The organism is Raineyella sp. W15-4 (genome assembly GCF_033170155.1).
Lineage (GTDB): Bacteria > Actinomycetota > Actinomycetes > Propionibacteriales > Propionibacteriaceae > Raineyella.
Genome location: NZ_CP137079.1, coordinates 2,195,830 through 2,216,269 on the forward strand (window position 1 = coordinate 2,195,830; position 20,440 = coordinate 2,216,269).

Below are 20,440 nucleotides of genomic sequence, written 5' to 3' on the forward strand. Positions count from 1 at the left end.
TCCGGTACGCCCCTGGCGTGCTTCCGGTACGCCCCTGGCGTGCTTCTCGTACGCCCCTGGCGTGGGGCCGGCCCCCGGTCGGCCCCACGCGAGCAGAACACTCCCCGCGATCCTAGGAGACCCTGAACCATGTCCTCCACCGTTGTCGTCACCGGGTTCGGTGCCACGACCCCTCTGGGCGGAGACGCCGCCACCACGTGGGCCAATGTCGTCAAGGGCACCTCGGGTGTCCACGCACTGTCGTACGACTGGGCACAGGACCTGCCGACCCGGATCGCCGCGGAGGCCGCCGTCGACCCGGCGGGGCTGATCGACCGGGTCGAGGCGCGCAAGATGGACCGCTCCACCCAGCTCGGCGTCGTCGCCGCCCTTGCCGGCTGGCAGCACGCCGGCTTCGGATTGGGCGAGGAGAACACCGTCGATCCGACCCGCCTGGCGGTGTCGATCGGCACCGGCATCGGCGGCCTGCACACCCTGATCGGCCAGTGGGACATCCAGCGGGACAAGGGCTTCCGCCGGATGAGCCCGTTCACCATCCCGAAGCTGATGGCCAACGCCCCGGCCGCGACCGTCGGGCTGCGGCTGCGGGCCCGGGCCGGCATCCACACCCCGGTCTCCGCCTGCGCCTCGGGCAACGAGGCCCTCGCCCAGGGCCTGGACATCATCCGGCTGGGCCGCGCCGATGTGGTCGTCGCCGGTGGCGCCGAGGGCGTCATCCACCCGCTGCCGGTCGCCGCCTTCGGCCAGATGCAGGCCCTCTCCCGCCGCAACGACGAGCCGGAGAAGGCCTCCCGCCCGTGGGACAAGGGCCGTGACGGTTTCGTCCTCGGCGAGGGCGCCGCCGTGCTGGTGCTGGAGTCGCTGGAGCACGCGCTGGCCCGCGGGGCCACCATCTACGCCACTTTCGCCGGTGCCGGCGTCACCTCCGACGCGTACGACATGGTCGCCCCCGATCCGGACGGCTTCGGCCAGTCCGAGGCGGTCCGGCTGGCCGTGCTGGACGGCGGGCTGCAGCCCACCGACGTCAAGCACGTCAACGCGCACGCCACCTCGACCCCGGCCGGTGACCTCACCGAGGTGCGGTCGGTCCGCGCCGCCCTCGGCGCCGCGACCGACGACGTCGTCTTCACCGCCACGAAGTCGCAGACCGGCCACCTGCTCGGCGCCGCCGGCGCGATGGAGTCGATGTTCACCGTGCTGGCGCTGAAGAACCGCCTGGTGCCGCCGACGATCAACCTGGACGACCCGGAGGACTCCCTCGACATCGACGTGGCCACCACGGCCCGTGAGCTGCCGCAGGGCGACATCGCCGCGGTGAACAACTCGTTCGGCTTCGGCGGCCACAACGTGGCCCTGACCTTCACCACCGCCAACATCACCGAGGGCTGACCCTGGCCCGACCCGGCCCGCCCTCGCGGCGGGCCGGTCAGACCGCGCGGTGCAGCCAGCGTACCGGCGCGCCCTCCCCCGCCCAACGGAACACCTCCAGCTCGGCGTCCCAGGGCTCGCCGAGCAGTTCGGTCATCGTCGCGGTCGGGTCGTCCTGGGCCAGCGCCCAGCGGATCCGTTCCTCGGGCACCACGATGTCCCCGCTGATGCCCACCTGGCCGCGGAACATCCCCAACCGCGGTGTCCACATCCAGCGCTGGCCGTCACTGACCGCGGTGGGCTCCTCGGTCAGCTCGAACCGCAGGTGGTCCCAGCCGCGCAGCGCGGAGGTCACCTTCGCCCCGAGCCCCACCGGTCCGACCCAGGAGTACTCCGTACGCTGCAGGCCCGGCTCGGCCGGTTGCGGCCGCCAGCCCAGGTGGACGGGTACGCCAAAGGCACCGCCGACGGCCCACTCGAGATGCGGGCGCAGTGCGGACGGCGCGGAGTGGACGTACAGGACGCCCCTGGTGTTCGTCATGTTCGTTCCTCCCTGGTACGAGATACGCCTTCCCCAGCAACCTCGTGTCCACGTCGGAACAGCCTCTATTCTGGCCGACCGGGGGTCCCCGCGCCAGTCGGGTCACCACCGCCGGCCCGCTATCGGGACATCCGCTCCCCGAAGATCGCCCGGCCGACCCGGACGCAGGTGGCGCCGTGGGCGATCGCCAGCTCGAAGTCGCCCGACATGCCCATCGACAGCTCGTGGTAGCTGCCGGCCGCCCGGTCGTCCTGCCGGAGGTGCTCCCGCAGCGTCCGCATCGCCTCGAAACAGCCGGCGACCCTGGCCGGGTCGGGCGACAGCACGGCGACCGTCATCAGCCCCCGGACCCGCAGCGCGTCGTACGCCCGCAGCTCCGCGGCCAACGCCGGGGCGTCCGCGGGGGCGACACCGGACTTCTGCGACTCGCCGGAGGAGTTCACCTCGATCAGCACGTCCAGGGCGCGGCCCTCCGCCTGCAGCCGACGGTCCAGTTCGCGGGCCAGCCGGAGCGAGTCGAGGGCCTGGAACTCGGCGGCGAACCTGGCCACATCGCGGGCCTTGTTCGTCTGCAGGTGGCCGATGATCGCCCACTCCACGCTCGGCCAGTCCCGGCTGCCCTCCCACTTGGCGAGCGCCTCCTGGACCCGGTTCTCGCCCAGCCGGTGGTAGCCGGCGTCGTACGCCTGGCGGATGACGTCCAGTCCGCGGGTCTTGCTGACCGGCAGCAGCCGCACCTCGCCGGGATCGCGTCCCACCGCACGGCAGGCCGTGTCGATCCGGGCCCGCACCTCCGCCAGGTTGCTGCGTACGTCCACCATGGCAGGCACCCTACTCAGGGCCACCGGGCGGCCAGGGACACCACCCCGAGACAGGCCAGCAGTGCGAACGCCGCGGCGACGCCGACGTAGCGGTTGGAGACGTCCACGGCGACCGCCTCCTTGCCGACCGAGGAGCCGATGTCGCGGTAGACGTCCTTGAGCTGCCCGGCGGTCTGGGCGCGGTAGGCCTTGCCGCCGGAGATCCGGGCCACCGTGGCCAGCTCGTTGTAGTCGACCGGGACCGGCTGACGGCTGCCCTCGATCACGATCGACCCGTTGAGGGTGCCGTACGCGATGGTGTAGATCGGCACCGACTGGCTGCGCGCCTGCTCGGCCGCCTGGGCGGCGGGACGGCCGATGGTGGTGAAGCCGTCGGAGAGCAGCACGATCCGGGCCGGCGGCGGGTCGTCAGGGTGTTGCGGGTCGGGGGGGACCTGGTTGAGCGCGGACAGCGAGGCGTAGATGCCGTCGCCGATCGCGGTGGACGGTTGCAGGCGCAGTCCGTCGATGGCCGCGGTGACCACCCCGCGGTCCTGGGTCGGCGGCACGACGACGGTCGCCGTCCCGGCGAAGGACACCAGTGACACGTTGAAGGTGGCGGGCAGCGAGCGGACGAACTCGGTGGCGGCGTCCTTCGCCGCGGCCAGCCGGGTCGGCGACACGTCATCGGCCTGCATCGACAGCGACACGTCGATCGCCACGACGATGGTGGCGCGCTCCCGGGGGACCAGGACGTCCTGTTTCGGCCGGGCGAAGGCGACGGTGAGGGCGACCAGGCTGAGCGCCGAGAGGATCACCGCAAGGTGGACCTGCCAGCCGCGTTCGACCCGCAGCGCGGCGAGCAGCGGGTCGTGCCGCCCCCGTCCCCCGGCGGCCCGGCGCGAGACGACCAGGTGGATGACGAGCAGCAGCGGGATCAGCAGCAGCCACCACAGCCGGCCCGGGGACAGGAATTGGATCAACGGGATCATCGTCGCCGCGCCCCCAGGGTGATCGCCGCCAGGGTCGCCAGCACGGCCGCGATGATGGCGTAGCCGGCGAACGTCGAGCTGACGTCGGTGGACTTCTTCTCCACCCCGACCTCGGAGCGGATGTCCTGGTAGACCTGCTCGAGACGGCGGGTGTTGTCTGCGGTGAAGGTCTGGCCGCCGGTGATCCGGGAGACCTCCGCGAGCGTCGCCGGATCCGGTGGGACGGACTCCCGCCGGCCGTCGACGTCGACATAGCCGTTCTCGGTGCCGAACGCGATGGTGTGCACCGGCACCTTCGCCTCGGCCGCCTTCTGGGCCCCCTGGACAGCGCTGGTCCCGGCGGTGTTGTCCCCGTCGGAGAGCAGCACGATGGCCCCTGGGGCGAGCTTGTCGGGCTGGGCCGGGTCCCGGGGGGCCTGTTCCAGAGCCCGCAGTCCGGCGAGGATGGCGTCGCCGATCGCGGTGGACTCCTGCGGCTTGAGCCCGGCCAGCGCCCGGGTGACGGCGGCATGGTCGAGGGTCGGCGGGACGACGACGGCCGGGTTGCCGGAGAGGGTGACCAGGGCGACGTTGTAGCCGGCCGGGATCTTGTCGACGAAGCCGGTGGCGGCGGTGACCGCCGCAGCGAGCCGGGTCGGCTCGACGTCGGTGGCCTCCATCGACAGCGAGACGTCCATCACCAGCACCACGGTGGCGCGTTCCCGGGGGACGCCGGCGACGGTGGTCGGCTGGGCCCAGCCGGCGACGCCGGCGCCCAGCGCCAGCAGCGACAGGGCCACCGCCAGATGCCGGCGCCACTGGGAGCGCCGACCGCCGACCAGGTCGAGCAGGGCGGTGGTGGTGAAGCGTACGCCGCGCCGCCCGGGTCGCCGGGAGGCCCAGAGGTAGAGCCCGACCAGCAGCGGGATCAGCAGCAGGAACAGCAGCCGCCACGGCTGGCCGAAGCTGAGGTTGCGGAAGAAGTCCGCCACGCCGCTCACCGTCCCGTCCGCCTCGTCCTCATCGGGCCACCCCGCGGGGCGGGCGGTGCAGCACCGCGGCGGTGCGCCGATAGCCGAGCACGAACCGGGCGATCTCGGCGACCCAGTCACCGTCGGTGCGCAGCACGATGTGGCCCACCCCGGAGCGGCGCAGCGCCAGCCGGGTGCGCTCGCGCTGCCGGGCCGCGGCCTCGTCCATGGCCCGGCGGAGGCGTACGTCACCGGTGTTGACGTAGCGCTCGAACGGGGTCTCCGGGGACCGGACGAGGATGTCGCCGAGATCGGGGAACTCGATCTCCCGTCGGTCGATCACCTCGACGGCGAGCACCTGGTTGCGGACCGACAGCCGGCGCAGCGCCCGCTCCCACTCCGGTGGCACCTCGGGGTCGAGCTCGGTGTCACCGGGGGTGAGGAAGTCGGAGACGATGATCCGCAGCCCCCGGCGCCGCTGCGCCCGGCCCAGCTCGTCGATGGCGTGGGACAGCGGCAGACCGGGGTCGGTGTCGTCGGGGACGATGGGCTCCTCCAGCAGGGAGCGGAGCAGCCCATACAGGGCCGTCCGGCCGGACCGGGCAGGGATCAAACGGACGCCCGCGGGGCGCATCACCATCCCGCCGAACCGGTCCCCCATCCGCTGTGAGAGGAAGCCGAAGGTGGCCATCGCGGCGATCCCGAGATCGCGCTTGGTGACCCCCGCGGTGCCCCAGTTCATCGACGGCGTCACGTCGAGCAGCGACCACACCTCGAGCTCGCGGTCGGCGATGGTGTCACGGACGTGGGTGATCCGGGTCCGGGCGGTGACCGGCCAGTCGATCTTGCGGACGTCGTCCTCCCCCGGCAGGTACGGCCGCGCGTCGTTCGGGTCGCTGCCCGGGCCGGGCAGCACCCCCAGGTGGTCGCCCTGCAGGAACCCCTCCAGGCGGCGGACGACGGTGAGCTCGAGCCGCCGCAGGGCCGCCTCCGGCGCCAGCCGGTCCAGCGGCAGCGTCGGACGGTCCGGCGGGCGGACCAGGGATGAGGCGGGCCCGTCAGCCATGGAACTCCGGCTGCGGGAAGGCCGCAGCCCGCGGGTCGGGGGCGGGGACGGCAGCGGCGGGGACCGGCGCCGGCTGCTGGTTCCAGACCGGGGTCGGTGCGGGCACCATCGCCACCACCCGGTCGATCACCTCGGCGGGGTCGATGTTGTCGGCGACCGCGTCGAAGCCGAGCTGGAGGCGGTGCGACATCACGTCGCGGGCGACCGCCTGGACGTCGGTCGGCAGGACGTAGTCACGGCCGTGGATCAGCGCCAGGGCGCGGGACGCGCCCACCAGACCCAGCGTGGCCCGCGGCGAGCAGCCGATCGCGATCACGTCGGCCAGGTCGGGCATCCCGAAGTCGGCCGGGGACCGGGTGGCCAGCACCAGCCGGACGATGTACTCGGCAACCAGCTGGTGGACGAAGACGTGGTTGGTCCGGTCCTGGAGGGCGAGCACGGACTCGTTGTCGAGCACCGGCCGGGGCACCGGGGCGTCGACGCTCATCCGCCGCAGGATCTCGAACTCCTCGTCGCCGTGCGGGTAGGGGACGTCCACCTTGAGCAGGAACCGGTCCCGCTGGGCCTCCGGCAGCGGGTAGACGCCCTCGGACTCGATCGGGTTCTGGGTGGCGATGACGATGTAGGGCCGGGGGGCGGGGAAGGTGGTGCCGCCGATGGACACCTGCCGCTCCGCCATCACCTCGAGCATCGCCGACTGCACCTTGGCGGGCGCCCGGTTGATCTCGTCGGCGAGCAGGAAGTTCACGAAGATCGGCCCCAGCTCGACGTCGAAGCCCTCCTGGGACGACTTGTAGATGCGGGTGCCGACGATGTCGGAGGGCACCAGGTCGGGGGTGAACTGGACCCGAGCGAAGTCGCCGCCGACGACGGTGGCGAAGGTCCGCACGGCCAGCGTCTTGGCCGTGCCTGGCACCCCCTCGAGGAGACAGTGACCGCGCGCGAGCAGAGCGACCATCAGTCGCTCCACCATGTGCTCCTGGCCGACGATGACCCGCCGCACCTGCGTCAGCGCCTCGTCGATCAGTCGGGCCGCCTCCTGGTTGTCCACCTCTGTCTCCCGTCCTCAGGTCCGGACCATCCTTGCAGACCGCATGTCCATCATCGGCCACCACACAAGCGGCCCCGCCGGCCTTGGACGGGTGTGATGAGATGGGAACGATGACTGCACCCGCCGCCCCCGCCGCGCCCGAGCCGATCGCCCGGCCGCTGCGGCCCGAGGACCCACCGCGCGTCGGCGGGTTCTGGCTGGACGCACGCCTGGTGTCGGGCCCGGCGGGGGTGGCCTACCGTGCCCACGCCGGGGACGCGGACGGCTCCGGCGGCGCCCGTGAGGTGGTACTGGTGCTGCTGTCCCACGGCGCGGCCGCCGACCGGGTGGCCCGGGACCGGTTCACCGGGCGGATCGATCCGCTGCACGTGGATCTGGTGGTCGCGCGCGGCGGCCGGGGGCAGGACACCGGCCGGCTCAGCTCCCGGCTGAGGCCGACGGAGGCCCCGGTCGACGACGTCGAGCCGGATGCGCCGTGGGTGGCGCTGACCGCGGACCAGGCCCCGCTCGCCGCGTCGATCCTGGCGGAGGTCGCCCTGGCCCTGCCCCCGGCGGTGCTGCTGTCGGCCGGGCCGGACTACCGCCTGCCGTGGGCCGACGACACCACCCCGGGGCGTACGTCGCAGTGGCCGCTGCCGTGGCCGGGTCGCCACGACCGGGCGGGCTGGCTGTCGTTGTTCGTCTCCTGGCTGCTGATGGTGCTGGTCGCGGCGGTCGCGGTGCTGGTCGCGATCCTGCTGTTCCGCAACGAGCCGCCGCAGAGCCCCCCGCCGCCGCAGCCCCAGTCCGCCTCCCCCTCGCCGGGCTCACCGTCCGCGTCACCGTCCCCGTCGTCGGCCTCGCCCTCCCCCACCCCGTCGCCCCGGTCGGCATCGCCGTCACCGTCCTCGGCCTCGCCCGGACCGTCACCGACCGCCTCCGGGTCAGGCATCCCCGAAAGGTCGAAACTGTGATCCCCCGCCTCATCGCGACCGACCTCGACGGCACCTTCCTGCATCCGGGCGGTACGGTCTCGGACACCAATGCCCGCGCCGTCCGAACGGCCCTCGACGAGGGGGTCCGGGTGGTCTTCGCCACCGGACGACCGCCCACCTGGATGCAGCCGATCGTCGACCTCGGCCTGCCCCACGCCCCGGTGATCGGCTGCAACGGGGCGATCCGCTACGACGCCGCGACCGGTGAGATCGCCGAGGTGGTCGACATCGCCCCGGACCTGATCGCCGCGCTGGGCGCGCACGTCCGGGAGGTGCTGCCCGGGGCGACGCTGGGGCTGCAACGGGCCGACTCGTTCGGGTACGAGCCGGGCTATCTGGAGTCCCCGCCGAAGGCCCCCGGCTACCGGTGCGCACCACTGGAGGACCTGTTGCCCGGCGGGCCGGTGCTGAAGGTGCTGGTGCAGACGTACGACACACCGCTGGACGTCCTGCTCACCGCGCTGCGCGAGGTGTCCGCCGACGACCTGACGCTGACCTGGTCGACCGCCGGGGTGGCGGCCGGGGACCGGGTGCTGGTGGAGGTCGGCGCCCGCGGCGTGGACAAGTCGGCGATGCTCGCCCGCTACTGCGCCACGCTCGGGCTCGGGCGGGAGGACGTGGCCGCCTTCGGGGACATGCCGAACGACCTGGCGATGCTGAGCTGGGCCGGCCGAGCGTACGTGATGCCACCACCCCATCCGCTGCTGGCCGACGTCGGGGAGGCGGTCGACCGGCCCTGCGCGGAGGACGGCGTGGGACGGACCATCCTGCAGTGGTTCACGCGGCGTGTGAAGGATGGCACAAGCGGGGCATCCGACGCGGAGTTCCGGGCAGGCCGTCCCTAGACTGAGGGCCATGGACGAGCCGCGGATGCGTTATCACTCCAGGATGTGGGTCAGACCCGAGAACCTGAATGCGAACGGGACCCTCTTCGGGGGGCATCTGCTCTCCTGGATCGACGAGCAGGTCGCGCTCTATTCGATCGTCCAGCTCGGCAACGAGCGCGTGGTCACCAAGTACATGTCCGAGATCAACTTCGTGTCCTCGGCCTGGCAGGGCGACATCATCGAGCTCGGGATCTTCCCGGTGAAGTTCGGCCGGACCTCGCTGACCCTGCGGTGCAACGTGCGCAACATGGTGACCCGCGAGTCGATCATCACCGTCGACCGGATCGTGATGGTGTCCCTGGACGAGAACGGCCGGCCGATGGAGCACGGCTACCACGACATCACCTACGCCCGCGACCGGATCCCGCACCGGATGAAGCCCATCCCCCGCCCCGAACCGCACCTGCCGGAGGCCACCGCCGAGCACGAACCGCTGCACGACCTGGACGGCTGACACCGGCAGGTCACATCGTGCCACAGGGCGCACCGAACGCCGCACCAGCACGTACGGCGTTCCGCGTACTACCTGTACCGTAGGGCCATGTCCATGCACACGGCCGCGCATCCGGGAGTCGTCCGCACGCTGCACCACGATGCCGGGGAGCGCCCCCACGTCCTGGTCTGGGAAGTGACCCGCGCCTGCCAACTGGCCTGTCGGCACTGCCGGGCGGACGCCTTCACCCGTCCGGACCCGCGACAGCTGACCACGGCCGAGGGGAAGGCGCTGCTGGACGACATCGCGAGCTACGGCACGCCGCGGCCGATCGTCATCCTGTCCGGTGGTGACGCCTTCGAACGTCCCGACCTGGAGGAGCTGATCGCGTACGGCACCTCGGTCGGCCTGCCGATCGCACTGTCCCCGTCGGTGACGCCGCTGCTGACCGACGAGCGGCTGGCGTCCGTACGGGCGGCCGGGGTCAAGGCGTTCTCGCTGTCGCTGGACGGCGCGACGGCGGCGACCCACGACGCGTTCCGGGGCATCGACGGCACCTTCGAGGCGACCCTGGAGGCGGCGAAGCTGGTGGTCAAGCACGGTTTCCGGTTCCAGGTGAACACCACCATCTGCCGCAACAACCTGCACGAGCTGCCGGAGATCGTCCGCACCGTGATGGACATGGGGGCCCACCTCTGGTATCTGCTCTTCCTGGTGCCGATGGGCCGCGGCTCGAACCTCGAGGGGCTCTCCCCCGAGGAGATGGAGGACGTCATGCACTGGCTGCACGACATCTCCGACCGGATCGCCATCAAGACCACCGAGGGGCAGACCTACCGGCGGGTCGCCATCCAGCGCGACGACGCACTCGAGGCCGGACTCCCACTGCCGCAGACCGGCCCGCTGCACGCCCGACTGATGGCGCGCACCATCGAACTGCTCGGCGAGGGCGGCCACCGCCGGCCACCGCGACCGGCCATCGGTGTCAACTCCGGCAACGGCTTCGCCTTCATCGACCACATCGGCGACGTCTACCCGAGCGGCTTCCTCCCCTTCGACTGCGGCAACGTCCGGGACCGGCCGTTCCACGAGATCTACGCCGAGGCCCCGATGATGCAGGCACTGCGGAAGCCGTCGGAGTACACCGGCAAGTGCGGCGTCTGTGAGTTCAACTGGATCTGCGGCGGCTCGCGGGCGCGCGCCTACGCGATGCTGGGCGACCCACTCGCCTCCGACCCGACCTGCGGCTACGTTCCGGCCGCCTGGGCCGCCGGTGAGGGCGCGGGCGCGGACCAGCCGTAACCTGCCCCCGCCGAGCCATCCCCGGTGCTGCGCGCTGCCGCCCGGGTGGGGCGGTGAGGTGGTGGATGGCGTCGAGTTCGAGGTCTGAGGGTCCAGGGGCGGCGGGTTGGTCGGGGGTGTGGGTGCCCCAGTTGTCGACCAGATACTCGCGGCCGTAGGGGGTGCGCCACAGCCAATGGCCAGGGGCGGTCTGGCGGCAGCGCCAGCCGGCGTGGGTCTTGGCACGGTGGGCGGTCCGCGACAGCGGGCCGAGGTTGTCGATCCGGGTCTGACCCGGCGGTGCACCTCGGCCTGTCGGGTCTGGCGGTGTGGCCCGGTAGGGCTCGGTGTGGTCGAGGTCGGTGTAGCGGGAGCGGTGGCTGCCGAAGGGGAAGATTTCGTAGGGCTGGGCGAGGATGAGTTGTTCGCGGAGCCGTTCGGGGATCTCGTAGGCGTCGATCGGCTCCGAGGTCCGGTGGTCGATCACCCCGGTCACCCGGACGATGGAGTCCGCGAGTAGTGCTCGGAGGGCGGCGACGGGAACCGCGCCCTCGCCCTCCAGCCGGGCGACACCCTGGTCGTCGAGGCGCTCGGCGTTGACGTGGACATACAACCGGACCGGCGGCTTGTGCCGGTCGGCGGCCACGGTATCGCCGGCGAGCAGGGCCGCGGCCCGCTCCGGGGTGGCGAGCAGGCCCAGGGCGCGGGAGCGGCGCACGTCCAGACTCTCCCCCTCCCCGTCCCCGGTCAGGGTGCCGGCGAGACGGCTGAGAGTCGCGTCGAGTTGGACCGCCTCGGGGGTGGCGAGGCGGGCGATCAACGTGCGGACTCCGGCCTGACCGATCTCGTCACGAGTCACTCGGGCGAAGCGACCGGTCCGGGCCCGTTGTTCGGCCTCGGCGGCCCGGGCCGGGTCGGCGGTGACGATCTCGCCCTCCACCAGGGCTTCCAGCCGAGTCCAGGACACCGCCCCCAGTGCCGGCGCGAGACGCCGGTCGATCTGCAGGGCCTGGGGACGCGTCAGACCGGCCCACCGCACCGCCTGGGCGATCCTGCGGGCCTGCCACACCGGCAGCCGCCCGGCCATCACCGCCGCCCACATCCGCGGGTGACGCCACTGGGCCGACAGGGCGTCGGCGATCAGGCCACGGGCCGCGGTGTGGGTGGTGTGCAGCAGGGCGGCGATCTCCACCACGATGAACTCCGCCACCAGCGGGCAGCCGTCCCCGCCCAGGTCGACCAGCCGCTCCCCACCGGCAAGCTTGTGTTGGGCCGGTGGTGGGGCGATCGTGGCCGTGTGTCCGATCAAGGCGAACTCGCGGGCCTCGGCCGCGGCGCGCAGGGTCCGTAACGCGTCGATCTCGTCCAGCCCGTCACCGACCTCGGTCGGCAGCACCCGGCCAGGGTCCAACGCGACCGGCATCACCACATCGGCGGCCGTGGCCTCCACCTCACCGTCCGCGAGCAGGCCCCCACCCCGCCGTTCGGCCCCACCCCGACCAGCCGGGCCGGGCCGGCCGAGTGGGCGGCCCTGTCCCGGCTCGTCATCACCCGGATCATCACTCCGATCCGGGACCTCGAACAATGTCCCATCCATGACACCAACGCTACGGGACACCACTGACATTCAAACTCACGTTCGAACAGCGCCAAGGGTGCGAGGGGTCCAGGACCCTGGAGGGGCATAGAGTCTGAGCTGTCCACCACCGCTGAACCATTGGACGGTTTTCCCACGACCCTGTCCTCGTCGTCCTCACCACCCCCCGAACAGCTCAGATCCGACCGCCCCGCACCGGCCGCCCATCTCGCTACACTCTTCGGACCCGCCTTCGTCGCCTCGATCGCGTACGTCGACCCCGGCAACGTCGCCGCCAATCTGTCGGCAGGCGCCCGCCACGGCTACCTGTTGGTGTGGGTGCTCGTCCTCGCCAACACCATGGCAGTCCTCGTGCAGTACCTGTCCGCCAAGCTCGGGCTCGTCACCGGTCGCAGCCTGCCCCAGGTGCTCGGCAGCCGGATGTCACGCTGGCCCCGCGTGGCCTTCTGGGTCCAGGCCGAGATCGTCGCCGCGGCCACTGACCTGGCAGAAGTGATCGGTGGTGCGCTCGCCCTCGCCATCCTCTTCGGCATCCCGCTGCTGCTCGGGGGAGTCATCATCGGCACGGTGTCCATGCTGCTGCTGATCCTGCAGTCCCGCGGACAGCAGCGGATCTTCGAGTTCGTGGTGATGGGGCTGCTGGGAATCATCACCTGCGGCTTCATGGCCGGCCTGTTCGTCAGCCCGGTCGACTGGGACGGAGCCGCCAGGGGCCTGCTCCCCCGCTTCGACGGCGCAGAGTCCGTGCTGCTCGCCGCGAGCATGCTGGGGGCCACCGTGATGCCGCACGCGATCTACCTGCACTCGGCGCTGGTCAGTGACCGGCACGGCACGGAGCACACCGGCACAGGGCTGCGTCGGCTGCTCAGCGCCACCCGCTGGGATGTCGTGTCCGGGCTGGCGGTGGCCGGCACCGTCAACATCGCCATGCTGCTGATCGCCGCCGCGTCCCTTCAGGGCGTCACCGGGACGGACTCGATCGAGGGAGCCGCCGCGGCGATCTCCACCCACCTGGGGCCGGCGATCGGCCTGGTCTTCGGCATCGGACTGCTGGCTTCCGGCCTGGCCTCCACCTCCGTCGGAACGTACGCCGGCGACACCATCATGAAGGGATTGCTACACGCACGCATCCCATTGGTAGTGCGACGGGCCGTCACGCTGGTGCCGGCCCTGCTCATCGTCGGCGGGGGCGCCGACCCGACCTGGTCGCTCGTCCTCAGCCAGGTGCTGCTGTCGGCCGGGATCCCGTTCGCCGTCGTCCCACTGGTGTGGCTGACGAGCCGACGCTCGGTGATGGGTGAGCTGACCAACAGTTGGTGGCTCCGGGTGGCTGCCGTCGTCACCGTGGTGGTCATCGTCGCCCTCAATGCTGCGCTGCTCGTGCTCACCGTGCTGGGCATCGAGTGACCAGCACGCTCCTCGAAACCAGTCTGGGTCCGTCCCCGGCTTCCAGTCCACATCGGTGGCCGCCACCCTCGCCAAGGCGACCACGATCGACCGGGGCCATAGTCTTTCTTCGGAGAGGTAGGAGAGGTAGGCCCGTGATGACGACCCAGGACGAGTACCCCATCGACCCCCGGCGGTTCACCCGGACTCTGCTCGAACAGCGCCGGACCCGGATGAAAGGCGGGTTGTACCACCTCAACCAGGTGCTGATGGCCTACAACTCCAACCGCATCGAGGGCAGTCAGCTCGACCAGGACCAGACCCGCTACATCTACGAAACACGCACCGTCGCCGGCGACAACATCCGGGTCGACGACGTCATCGAAACCGTCAACAGCTTCGAACTGTTCGACGAGATGCTCGACCGACTCGACGAGCCCATCTCTGCTCAGAGGATGAAGGACTACCACCGGATCCTGAAGCGGGGCACTGCCGATGCTCGGAGGCCCTCCTTCGCCGTCGGCGACTGGAAACACGTCGCCAACGTCGTCGGTGGTAGAGATACCGTCGCTCCTGAGCACGTCGACGCGGCGATCGGCGAGCTGATCGAGCACACCCCGGCAGGTATGGCGTTCGACGACATCGTCGACTTCCACCACCGTTTCGAGAGCATTCACCTGTTCCAGGACGGCAACGGCAGAGTCGGCCGGATGCTGATGTTCCAGCAGTGCCTCCAGAACAGCATCATGCCGTTCATCGTCCTTGATTCGATGAAGCTTTACTACTACCGCGGGCTCAGTGAGTACGAGCGGGAGCCGGGGTTCCTGCGCGGCACTTTCCGCTCGGCGCAGGATGACTACTACGCGCGGTTCGCCAAGTTCGTCGAGATGTCTGCCCCGGAAGCCTCCGGACTCGGTCCCGACGACGAATCCTCGCTCTGAAAGCAGAGGGACCGAGATGGCCAGAACGGTGGACGAGTTCCTCGGCGAGCATCCCGTGGACCGATGAACGACTGCAGAAGCGACAACACCAGCCGACGGTGTCCACCGAGCGGCGAGAACGCGGGCTGGATGGCCGAACGCTCCTGGCGAAATGCTCCGCGCCCGAAGCACATCGCGCTGGTGGCCTCGGGACACGATGCAACAGCGAGGCATCGAGTTCGTGCCCGCCAGTGGCAACCCCTACCCGACACTTGCCCGGCTCTTCCCGCCCGGCCGTCCCAACGTCTCCTATATCGCCGAGAATGGTGCCCTGATCATCCATCGGGGCCAGGTACTTTCCCGTTTCGACGTCGACGCGCCCAGCGTGCACCATGTGATCGGACTCGTCAGGCAGAGCTCCCCGGGTGATGACGTCGGTCTGATCATCTGCCACCCGGACACCGCTTATGTCGAACGGCGGGACTCCGCCTTCCTGACCGGAGCATGCCGATTTATGGGCAAGCAGAAGGGCCTGCGACTAGGCGTCCCACCTAGTCAGAGGCTGTTTTTATGTGCGCCAGGTGGGGCTTGAACCCACGACCGACGGATTATGAGTGCAATGCCAATAAGCGCTGTGCGCTTATACGTCGGGCGGTGATCTAGGCGGGTACAGCCGGAAGCGTTATGCGCGGTGTACTTCCCTATTGGGAAGGCGGGCCCTGGGAGCGTCGGAAGCGCCCACCAAGGGCCCTAGGACCAGCACGTGGAAGGTGCCCATCCCATGTCCGCAACCCTACCCACCGACGGCCGCGACTGGGCCCGTATCGAGGCGGGCTACCGGGCGGTCGACGCCCTCCAGCAGATCATCCGCGAGCTGCTCGACGGTATCGACGTCGCCGGCCATGATCCCGAGGCGCCCGCCATCCTCGCATCCAACGTCGCGACCGTCCTCGGCGAGGCCGGGCAATGACCACGACCGTGTACGAGGCGCCCGACCTGGTCACCACGACCGTCGAGCCCGGCGATGGCGGCCTGATTCACATCCGGCAGGTCTGGGCCCCGCACGAATCTGACGGCTGTCCGGTCCCCGAACGGATCGAGTGCGTCACCCTGTTCCCGGCCGAGGCGGCGGCCGTCGCCGCGGCCCTCATGGACGCCGTCCATGCCAAGACGGGCGCGTTGACGAGATGAGCCGCTGGCACGTCACCGGCCGGATCACCGCCGGCCTCATGGGCATCCGCGTCGAACGATCCGACACGGGTGTGACCGCGATCCTCCAGGACTGGGGCGACGGTGACGTGCAGCGGATCCTCATCCTCGCACCCGACCTCCGGGCCCTCATCGACGCCCTCACCCACCCCTAGAACCAACCACGGCGGCCTGACAGGACTCCCCGCCCGCTCCCCGGACCACCCCCCACGGGTCGAGCACCACAAGGAAGTTCCCGGGATTGCTCCCCTGGGCGTCGAACCGGCGACGCCCGCCCCACCCCCTGCGTGGCCACGCGACGGGTAGGGCCAGACGTATGAGCCTGCTCACCCTCCGGTGAGCGGGCCTTCGGGCGTGGGTCGACAACGCGGGAGCGGCAAACGGGGAAACCCACTGGGGGGGTCGAGGACAAGCCAGCCGGACCCGCCAGGGTTCGACCACACCGACAGGAGAACACCATGACCACCAGCCACACCCGCGACGACGCCACCCGCTACGTCACCACCGCCCTCGGCGACTACGCCTACCAGTACGACCTGCAAGCCATCACCGACGACCTGCACGACCAGGCCGGGCACTGGAACATGGCCCTGCTGGACGACGAGACATGCACCATCGACTTCTGGGCTGTCTGCCGGGCCCACGAACTCCCGATCAGTACCGCGGCGGTCCCGGCATGCCCGGCATGGTGCACCCTCAACCGGGGCCACGAATACGAGATCGAGGAACCCGACGGCCGCGTCTCCGGCGTCCACGAGGGCCAGATCGCGGCGGTCGACTCCGGCGCCGGGAGCATCACCCTGACGATGGTTCAGCGCGTCCTACGCCACCCCGACCAGACCGTCACCATCGACCCGGCCTACGTCACGGTCACCGGCCCCGAGGGCGGCGCGGACTTCACCAACCCGCACACCCTGGCCGCCCTCGGCGACGCGATCCGCACCGCAGCCCACCGACTCGAACAACTCGGCTAACGGCCACCGGAGGGGGTACCCACCAGACGAGTGCCCCCTCCCCGCGCACGCACGGGACCCGACCAGGTGAAACGTGATGTTTCACATGACTCGGCCTCGCGCCCGCGCACGCACGGGGGCCGGCAGCCGGAGCAGGTGTCCCGCTGTGGGACACCTCTCGCGCCCGCGCACGCACGGGGGCCGGCCAGGTGTTACCCGAGGTAACACCTGCGACTGCCTCGCGCCCGCGCACGCACGGGACCCGGATGGTCTGGAAATCGGAGGCGGAACCGGAGGACCTCGCGCCCGCGCACGCACGGGACCCGGTCTTCGCGATCGCTTCCCGGAGCCGGGAAACGCCCGCGCCCGCGCACGCACGGGACCCGGAGGTATTTCGGAGATCACCGGAAATCTTCCCGGCTCCGGGAAGATCTTTGCGGGATCCCGCAAGATGGTGGGGGCACGCACCAGACGCGTACCCCTCCTCGTTGGCCTCGATCGCGGCGAGAGCATCGGTTGCGGACGCCCAGGCGCCCTCCAGCAGATCTGGCTCCGAAGCCGAGTCGGGGTCAGGTGAGGTGTCCACTCGGTGGACACCCGCGCTCAGGTGTGCAGCCGTTGCACACCTCACCTGCCTCGGTGCCGGTTGCCGATCCCTCGCCTGACTCGACTGGATTGCGGGATCCCGCAACGAGGGTGGGCATCGGACGCCCAGCCTTCCCGGCGCCGGGAACCTTCCGGCTCATCGTCCAGGTCGTCGGCCTCGATCGCGGCGAGGGCATCAGTTGCCGAGGTCCAGGGCGACGGGGCCGGATCGGCCACCGGAGTTGGGGCGGGTGAGGTGAGTACTTGGTACTCACCTGCGGCCTGCTGGTCGTTGCGCACCTGCTTCTGGCTGACGCCGATGATGGGTGCGATCGCCCGCGTCGACATCCCCGCCGCCGACAGCTCCGCCACCAACTCCGCCACCAACTCCCGACAAGCATCCTTGTACCGCCGGCTATCCGGCGTCACCATCATGATCAATATCACTGTGTCAAGAGACACACGCCATACCGACAGGGCTGGACACCCACACTCGAACTCTGGTCGTCAACAGTCCCGACAGTGGCATCCGTCATACCACCACATGTCACACGTCACGTGATGTGACACACCCCTGTCACGACACGCAACCGCCGCTCACCCCCACATCCAGGTCCCCGACGCCACCGGCGCGAGTCGGCAGGCGGTGCTGCTGCATGGGGTCGGCCATCAGCCGGGCCCGCGTATGGGGTGACTCCGTGCGCCAGCCACAGGTACCCCGTCGATGACCTTTTTGCCGGAGCCGTCAAAAGGCTCAATGACCAGTAGCGTCTCGGGTACAGAACATCCCCGGCGGGCCGCGCAGGTGGGGGCCGCCGGGGTGTCTGCTGGAACAGGCTCCCCCGGAAAGGGAACGGGATCCTGGCCTGCCCATCCGCGTCCCCGTGGCTACCACGAGCGGGGGACGCGTGGTCCTCAGTAGAGCGGGTAGACCCCGCCGGGCTGGAGTTCTGTGGGCAGTGACCCGCGGGAGACCATTGCAGCCCTCGCCGTACCCCGCGCAACATCGAGGGCGGTGTCGCCCGCGTACCCGCCGAGCAGGGACCGGAGGATGTTCTGGGCGGAGGTGCTGGACTGTGCGGCGTCGACCGCGGCGAGGAGGCCGGGCCCGTCGGCGTGGGCGGCCCGGCACAGGTGGGCGGCCCGGTGTGCGTTGAACGCGGCGGTCTCCAGCCGGCGCGCTTCGGGGAACGGCCGGTCAGGATTCCGCAGCTGGGCCTCGTCGGTCCCGGTCATCGCCTCGATCTTGTCGATGAGGGCGAGGTACTGGGCCCGGAATGCGGCCAGGTCGGCCTCGGCCCGGGCGGCCTGCTCCTCGTACCGGGCGGTGGCGAACGGCAGCAGGGCGCGGCCGGCTTCCGTTTCCGCGGCGCGGGCGCGGGCCAGGACGTCGACGGCCACAGCGGCCTGTTCGCGGGCTGTGGCCCGGGCGGCGGCGATCTCCTCCAGCGTGCCGGTGGTGGGGTCGGCGAGGATGTCGAAGATGTTGCCGGTCGTGGTCGTGTCGGCGGCCACGGCGGCGGCCTGGGCAGTGTCGTGGCGGGTCTGCCAGTCGGCGGCCTGTTCACGGGCCTGGTCGTAGACGGCCTGCGCCTGCTCCTCGGTCAGCTCGACCGGGGTGGTGTTGGTGGTGGTGTTGGTGGTCATGGGTGTGCTCCTTCGGTCAGAGAGTGGTGATGGTTTGGGGTGCGGGATCGCCGGCTTCGGTGTCGATCGCGGCGGCGATGATGGTGTTGGTCTGGTCGGCGGGGAGGGTCGCGTCGGCCGCGGCGAGGATGTCGGTGACCGCCCGGTTGATCACCCGGATCAGGACCTCGCCCTGGGCGTCGTCAAGGCGGGCTTGGCGCTGGTCGAGGAACTTGGTGTCGATCCCGAGGCGGGCCATCCGGTCGGCGGCATCCAACGCCCGACCCAAGGCCCGCTCGTACAGCCGGATCAACGCGTCGGACTCCTCCACGTCGGTCGCCTTGGCGAGCTCGGCGCGGCACAGGGCGAGCCACTGATCGACCTCCCCGCCAACGTCCTGCAGCCACCTGACCGGGTCCTCGATCGGGCGGCCGGCCCGCACCGCGATCTGCGCGGTCAGCTTCGCCTCGGCCGCCCGCTCCGCCGCCTTCCGCAGCGCCTGCGGACTCTTCCCGCCGTGGAGCCGGCAACGGGCCTGTCCCTTCATCGGGAGACGGCGGCAAGGATGCCCGTCGCGGCACGTCGCCCCACACGTCCGGCCGGTCACCGGGACTCGCCGTGGATGAATCGGTCCAGCGGGCTGTCGGCGGGCTGGAACGCGACCTCGACACCGGTGCGGGCGGTGGAGCGGAGGTAGGCGTCCCAGTCGGCGTCCCCGGCGGGCTGGGCGGTGGGCGAGGCGGGGGCGTCCGTACCCCCGGCGATCGGCATGCCGGGCTCGGGCGGCACGTGCGTGGCCGGGGTCCGGACGGGCGGCGTGCCGAACAGCACCTCGTACAGGGCGTCGGCCGCGGCAGGAATGTTGGTCTCGTGGCTCATCGGTGGGGTCCGTTCTGGGGAGGTGAGGTGGTGCTGACAGGTTCGGCCCGGGCGGCGGTCAGGGCAGCCAGCGCGCCCCGTCGGAGGGCCGCCAGCATCCCGGCCGGCAGCGGCGCTACGGGGGCCTCCAACGGCTGCTCATGGGCTACCAGGCGGCGGGCGTGCGTCCACGGATCGAACGGGGACGTAGGCCGGGTCATCGCCGCACCCGCCACGCTCGCGGCTCACGGCCGAGATTCCGGCGCCGGGCCCTCTGCCGGCAGGCCTTCGCCCGATGCGACGGCCACTCGTTCGCGGTGCGGCGGGCATGGCCGGACGAGCGCCACCGGCCAAGACGATCCTCAAGGCCGAGGTGGTCAATCATCGGATCCCCCGATCAGAACGGGTGTTTCTTGAGGTCCGCACCGCAGCGGCGGTTCCCGTGGGGTCTCCCTGGTGCTGCGGGGTCATCGGGCGCCGCCTCGTGCTGCTGTCCGGGTGGCTGCGGTGCGGATCGCGGCGGGGATGGGTGTGCCGTCGTGTGTCAGCCATTGGGTGTATGGCGGCAATGGGTGTCCGTCGGGGCCGACTCTGCGGGGAGTTTCGGCGAGGTCGGCCGGGATGTTGGGTTGGGTGGGGGTCATGCTGCCTCCTGGTCGGTGGGATGGACGGGGCTGGGCTGGCGGGAGGTGCGGGGCGCGGCCGGGCGTTGGGGGTCGGCTTGCAGGACGAGGGCGAGCAGGCTCGCGGCGATGGCGATGGTCGCGTGGGGTGTGGGTGCTTGGCCGTTGATCGCGGCAGCGAGGTGCTGCTCCGCGATCGCGGCCAGGTCGAGGTCGGGATGGTCAGTCACTGGGGCTCCTTCGAGGGGTTGGGTCATGCTGCGGTGAACAGGTCTGGGCCGGGGTCGGCGGGCTGGTCGGGCCAAGACACCACAAGACCGCGGAGGGCCTGGCGGAGTTG

Annotated in this window: 23 protein-coding genes; 12 read left to right on the forward strand and 11 right to left on the reverse strand. The window is 71.0% G+C overall.

Annotation, left to right across the window (positions count from 1 at the left end):
• The first annotated feature begins 129 nt into the window (after nt 1-129).
• Nucleotides 130-1,389, forward strand: coding sequence for a beta-ketoacyl-ACP synthase II (locus R0145_RS10210; protein WP_317836712.1), 1,260 nt, complete (start codon nt 130-132; stop codon nt 1,387-1,389).
• A gap of 37 nt (nt 1,390-1,426) precedes the next feature.
• Here the strand turns inward: R0145_RS10210 and R0145_RS10215 are convergent, their stop codons facing one another.
• The 6 genes from R0145_RS10215 to R0145_RS10240 form a co-directional block, all read right to left on the reverse strand.
• Complete coding sequence (locus R0145_RS10215) at nt 1,427-1,909, reverse strand: DUF3145 domain-containing protein (RefSeq protein ID WP_317836713.1); 483 nt, start codon at nt 1,907-1,909, stop codon at nt 1,427-1,429.
• A 119-nt stretch (nt 1,910-2,028) separates the two neighbouring features.
• Entirely contained in the window at nt 2,029-2,727 is a 699-nt protein-coding gene (locus R0145_RS10220; protein WP_317840210.1) for a YggS family pyridoxal phosphate-dependent enzyme, read from the reverse strand.
• Between the two features lie 17 nt (nt 2,728-2,744).
• Nucleotides 2,745-3,701: a VWA domain-containing protein gene (locus tag R0145_RS10225; RefSeq protein WP_317836714.1), complete on the reverse strand. Its 957-nt coding sequence runs from the start codon at nt 3,699-3,701 to the stop codon at nt 2,745-2,747.
• Nucleotides 3,698-4,672 (reverse strand): VWA domain-containing protein, encoded by a 975-nt coding sequence (locus R0145_RS10230; RefSeq protein WP_317836715.1) that lies wholly within the window; start codon nt 4,670-4,672, stop codon nt 3,698-3,700. The genes R0145_RS10225 and R0145_RS10230 overlap by 4 nt, the downstream gene beginning before the upstream one ends.
• 28 nt (nt 4,673-4,700) lie before the next feature.
• The gene (locus R0145_RS10235; protein WP_317836716.1) at nt 4,701-5,717 is read right to left on the reverse strand and encodes a DUF58 domain-containing protein; all 1,017 of its coding nucleotides are present in this window, start codon (nt 5,715-5,717) and stop codon (nt 4,701-4,703) included.
• Nucleotides 5,710-6,768: a MoxR family ATPase gene (locus R0145_RS10240; protein ID WP_317836717.1), complete on the reverse strand. Its 1,059-nt coding sequence runs from the start codon at nt 6,766-6,768 to the stop codon at nt 5,710-5,712. Before R0145_RS10240 ends, R0145_RS10235 begins: the two co-directional genes overlap by 8 nt.
• Nucleotides 6,769-6,878: 110 nt before the next feature.
• On the opposite strand from R0145_RS10240, the gene R0145_RS10245 reads away from it, so the two are divergent.
• The 11 genes from R0145_RS10245 (at nt 6,879) to R0145_RS10300 (ending at nt 16,429) form a co-directional block, all read left to right on the forward strand.
• Nucleotides 6,879-7,721 carry a hypothetical protein gene (locus tag R0145_RS10245; protein ID WP_317836718.1) on the forward strand — a complete coding sequence of 281 codons (843 nt, stop codon included), beginning with the start codon at nt 6,879-6,881 and terminating at the stop codon, nt 7,719-7,721.
• The gene (locus R0145_RS10250) at nt 7,718-8,587 is read left to right on the forward strand and encodes an HAD hydrolase family protein (protein WP_317836720.1); all 870 of its coding nucleotides are present in this window, start codon (nt 7,718-7,720) and stop codon (nt 8,585-8,587) included. The genes R0145_RS10245 and R0145_RS10250 overlap by 4 nt, the downstream gene beginning before the upstream one ends.
• A gap of 10 nt (nt 8,588-8,597) precedes the next feature.
• Complete coding sequence (locus R0145_RS10255) at nt 8,598-9,083, forward strand: acyl-CoA thioesterase (protein WP_317836721.1); 486 nt, start codon at nt 8,598-8,600, stop codon at nt 9,081-9,083.
• An 87-nt stretch (nt 9,084-9,170) separates the two neighbouring features.
• Entirely contained in the window at nt 9,171-10,364 is a 1,194-nt protein-coding gene (locus tag R0145_RS10260; RefSeq protein WP_411742035.1) for a TIGR04053 family radical SAM/SPASM domain-containing protein, read from the forward strand.
• 1,696 nt (nt 10,365-12,060) lie between these two features.
• Entirely contained in the window at nt 12,061-13,347 is a 1,287-nt protein-coding gene (locus R0145_RS10270) for an Nramp family divalent metal transporter (protein ID WP_317836723.1), read from the forward strand.
• Nucleotides 13,348-13,484: 137 nt separating this feature from the next.
• A complete protein-coding gene (locus R0145_RS10275; RefSeq protein WP_317840211.1) occupies nt 13,485-14,267 on the forward strand; it encodes a Fic family protein in 783 nt (260 codons plus the stop codon).
• A 196-nt stretch (nt 14,268-14,463) separates the two neighbouring features.
• Nucleotides 14,464-14,838, forward strand: a complete 375-nt coding sequence (locus tag R0145_RS10280) for an HAD hydrolase family protein (protein WP_317836724.1) — start codon at nt 14,464-14,466, stop codon at nt 14,836-14,838.
• 189 nt (nt 14,839-15,027) lie between these two features.
• Nucleotides 15,028-15,216, forward strand: a complete 189-nt coding sequence (locus tag R0145_RS10285; RefSeq protein ID WP_317836725.1) for a hypothetical protein — start codon at nt 15,028-15,030, stop codon at nt 15,214-15,216.
• A complete protein-coding gene (locus R0145_RS10290) occupies nt 15,213-15,437 on the forward strand; it encodes a hypothetical protein (RefSeq protein WP_317836726.1) in 225 nt (74 codons plus the stop codon). The genes R0145_RS10285 and R0145_RS10290 overlap by 4 nt, the downstream gene beginning before the upstream one ends.
• A complete protein-coding gene (locus R0145_RS10295; RefSeq protein WP_317836727.1) occupies nt 15,434-15,610 on the forward strand; it encodes a hypothetical protein in 177 nt (58 codons plus the stop codon). Before R0145_RS10290 ends, R0145_RS10295 begins: the two co-directional genes overlap by 4 nt.
• A 303-nt stretch (nt 15,611-15,913) precedes the next feature.
• Nucleotides 15,914-16,429 (forward strand): hypothetical protein, encoded by a 516-nt coding sequence (locus R0145_RS10300; RefSeq protein ID WP_317836728.1) that lies wholly within the window; start codon nt 15,914-15,916, stop codon nt 16,427-16,429.
• A 606-nt stretch (nt 16,430-17,035) separates the two neighbouring features.
• Here the strand turns inward: R0145_RS10300 and R0145_RS10305 are convergent.
• From R0145_RS10305 to R0145_RS10325, 5 genes are all read right to left on the reverse strand, one after another.
• The gene (locus R0145_RS10305; protein WP_317836729.1) at nt 17,036-17,428 is read right to left on the reverse strand and encodes a hypothetical protein; all 393 of its coding nucleotides are present in this window, start codon (nt 17,426-17,428) and stop codon (nt 17,036-17,038) included.
• Between the two features lie 480 nt (nt 17,429-17,908).
• Nucleotides 17,909-18,640 (reverse strand): hypothetical protein, encoded by a 732-nt coding sequence (locus R0145_RS10310; protein WP_317836730.1) that lies wholly within the window; start codon nt 18,638-18,640, stop codon nt 17,909-17,911.
• Nucleotides 18,641-18,656: 16 nt separating this feature from the next.
• Nucleotides 18,657-19,226 carry an HGGxSTG domain-containing protein gene (locus tag R0145_RS10315; RefSeq protein WP_317836731.1) on the reverse strand — a complete coding sequence of 190 codons (570 nt, stop codon included), beginning with the start codon at nt 19,224-19,226 and terminating at the stop codon, nt 18,657-18,659.
• Nucleotides 19,223-19,498: a hypothetical protein gene (locus tag R0145_RS10320; RefSeq protein ID WP_317836732.1), complete on the reverse strand. Its 276-nt coding sequence runs from the start codon at nt 19,496-19,498 to the stop codon at nt 19,223-19,225. The genes R0145_RS10315 and R0145_RS10320 overlap by 4 nt, the downstream gene beginning before the upstream one ends.
• 619 nt (nt 19,499-20,117) lie before the next feature.
• On the reverse strand, nt 20,118-20,330 hold the full coding sequence (locus R0145_RS10325; protein ID WP_317836733.1) for a hypothetical protein: 213 nt from the start codon (nt 20,328-20,330) through the stop codon (nt 20,118-20,120).
• Nucleotides 20,331-20,440 lie beyond the last annotated feature (110 nt).

Bases quoted from the DNA above. Each gene is read 5' to 3' on its own strand.
- R0145_RS10210 (WP_317836712.1), top strand. From the start codon at position 130: ATGTCCTCCACCGTTGTCGTCACCGGGTTCGGTGCCACGACCCCTCTG.
- R0145_RS10215 (WP_317836713.1), bottom strand. From the start codon at position 1,909: ATGACGAACACCAGGGGCGTCCTGTACGTCCACTCCGCGCCGTCCGCA.
- R0145_RS10225 (WP_317836714.1), bottom strand. From the start codon at position 3,701: ATGATCCCGTTGATCCAATTCCTGTCCCCGGGCCGGCTGTGGTGGCTG.
- R0145_RS10235 (WP_317836716.1), bottom strand. From the start codon at position 5,717: ATGGCTGACGGGCCCGCCTCATCCCTGGTCCGCCCGCCGGACCGTCCG.
- R0145_RS10245 (WP_317836718.1), top strand. From the start codon at position 6,879: ATGACTGCACCCGCCGCCCCCGCCGCGCCCGAGCCGATCGCCCGGCCG.
- R0145_RS10255 (WP_317836721.1), top strand. From the start codon at position 8,598: ATGGACGAGCCGCGGATGCGTTATCACTCCAGGATGTGGGTCAGACCC.
- R0145_RS10260 (WP_411742035.1), top strand. From the start codon at position 9,171: ATGTCCATGCACACGGCCGCGCATCCGGGAGTCGTCCGCACGCTGCAC.
- R0145_RS10275 (WP_317840211.1), top strand. From the start codon at position 13,485: ATGACGACCCAGGACGAGTACCCCATCGACCCCCGGCGGTTCACCCGG.
- R0145_RS10280 (WP_317836724.1), top strand. From the start codon at position 14,464: ATGCAACAGCGAGGCATCGAGTTCGTGCCCGCCAGTGGCAACCCCTAC.
- R0145_RS10285 (WP_317836725.1), top strand. From the start codon at position 15,028: ATGTCCGCAACCCTACCCACCGACGGCCGCGACTGGGCCCGTATCGAG.
- R0145_RS10290 (WP_317836726.1), top strand. From the start codon at position 15,213: ATGACCACGACCGTGTACGAGGCGCCCGACCTGGTCACCACGACCGTC.
- R0145_RS10295 (WP_317836727.1), top strand. From the start codon at position 15,434: ATGAGCCGCTGGCACGTCACCGGCCGGATCACCGCCGGCCTCATGGGC.
- R0145_RS10300 (WP_317836728.1), top strand. From the start codon at position 15,914: ATGACCACCAGCCACACCCGCGACGACGCCACCCGCTACGTCACCACC.
- R0145_RS10305 (WP_317836729.1), bottom strand. From the start codon at position 17,428: ATGATGGTGACGCCGGATAGCCGGCGGTACAAGGATGCTTGTCGGGAG.
- R0145_RS10310 (WP_317836730.1), bottom strand. From the start codon at position 18,640: ATGACCACCAACACCACCACCAACACCACCCCGGTCGAGCTGACCGAG.
- R0145_RS10320 (WP_317836732.1), bottom strand. From the start codon at position 19,498: ATGAGCCACGAGACCAACATTCCTGCCGCGGCCGACGCCCTGTACGAG.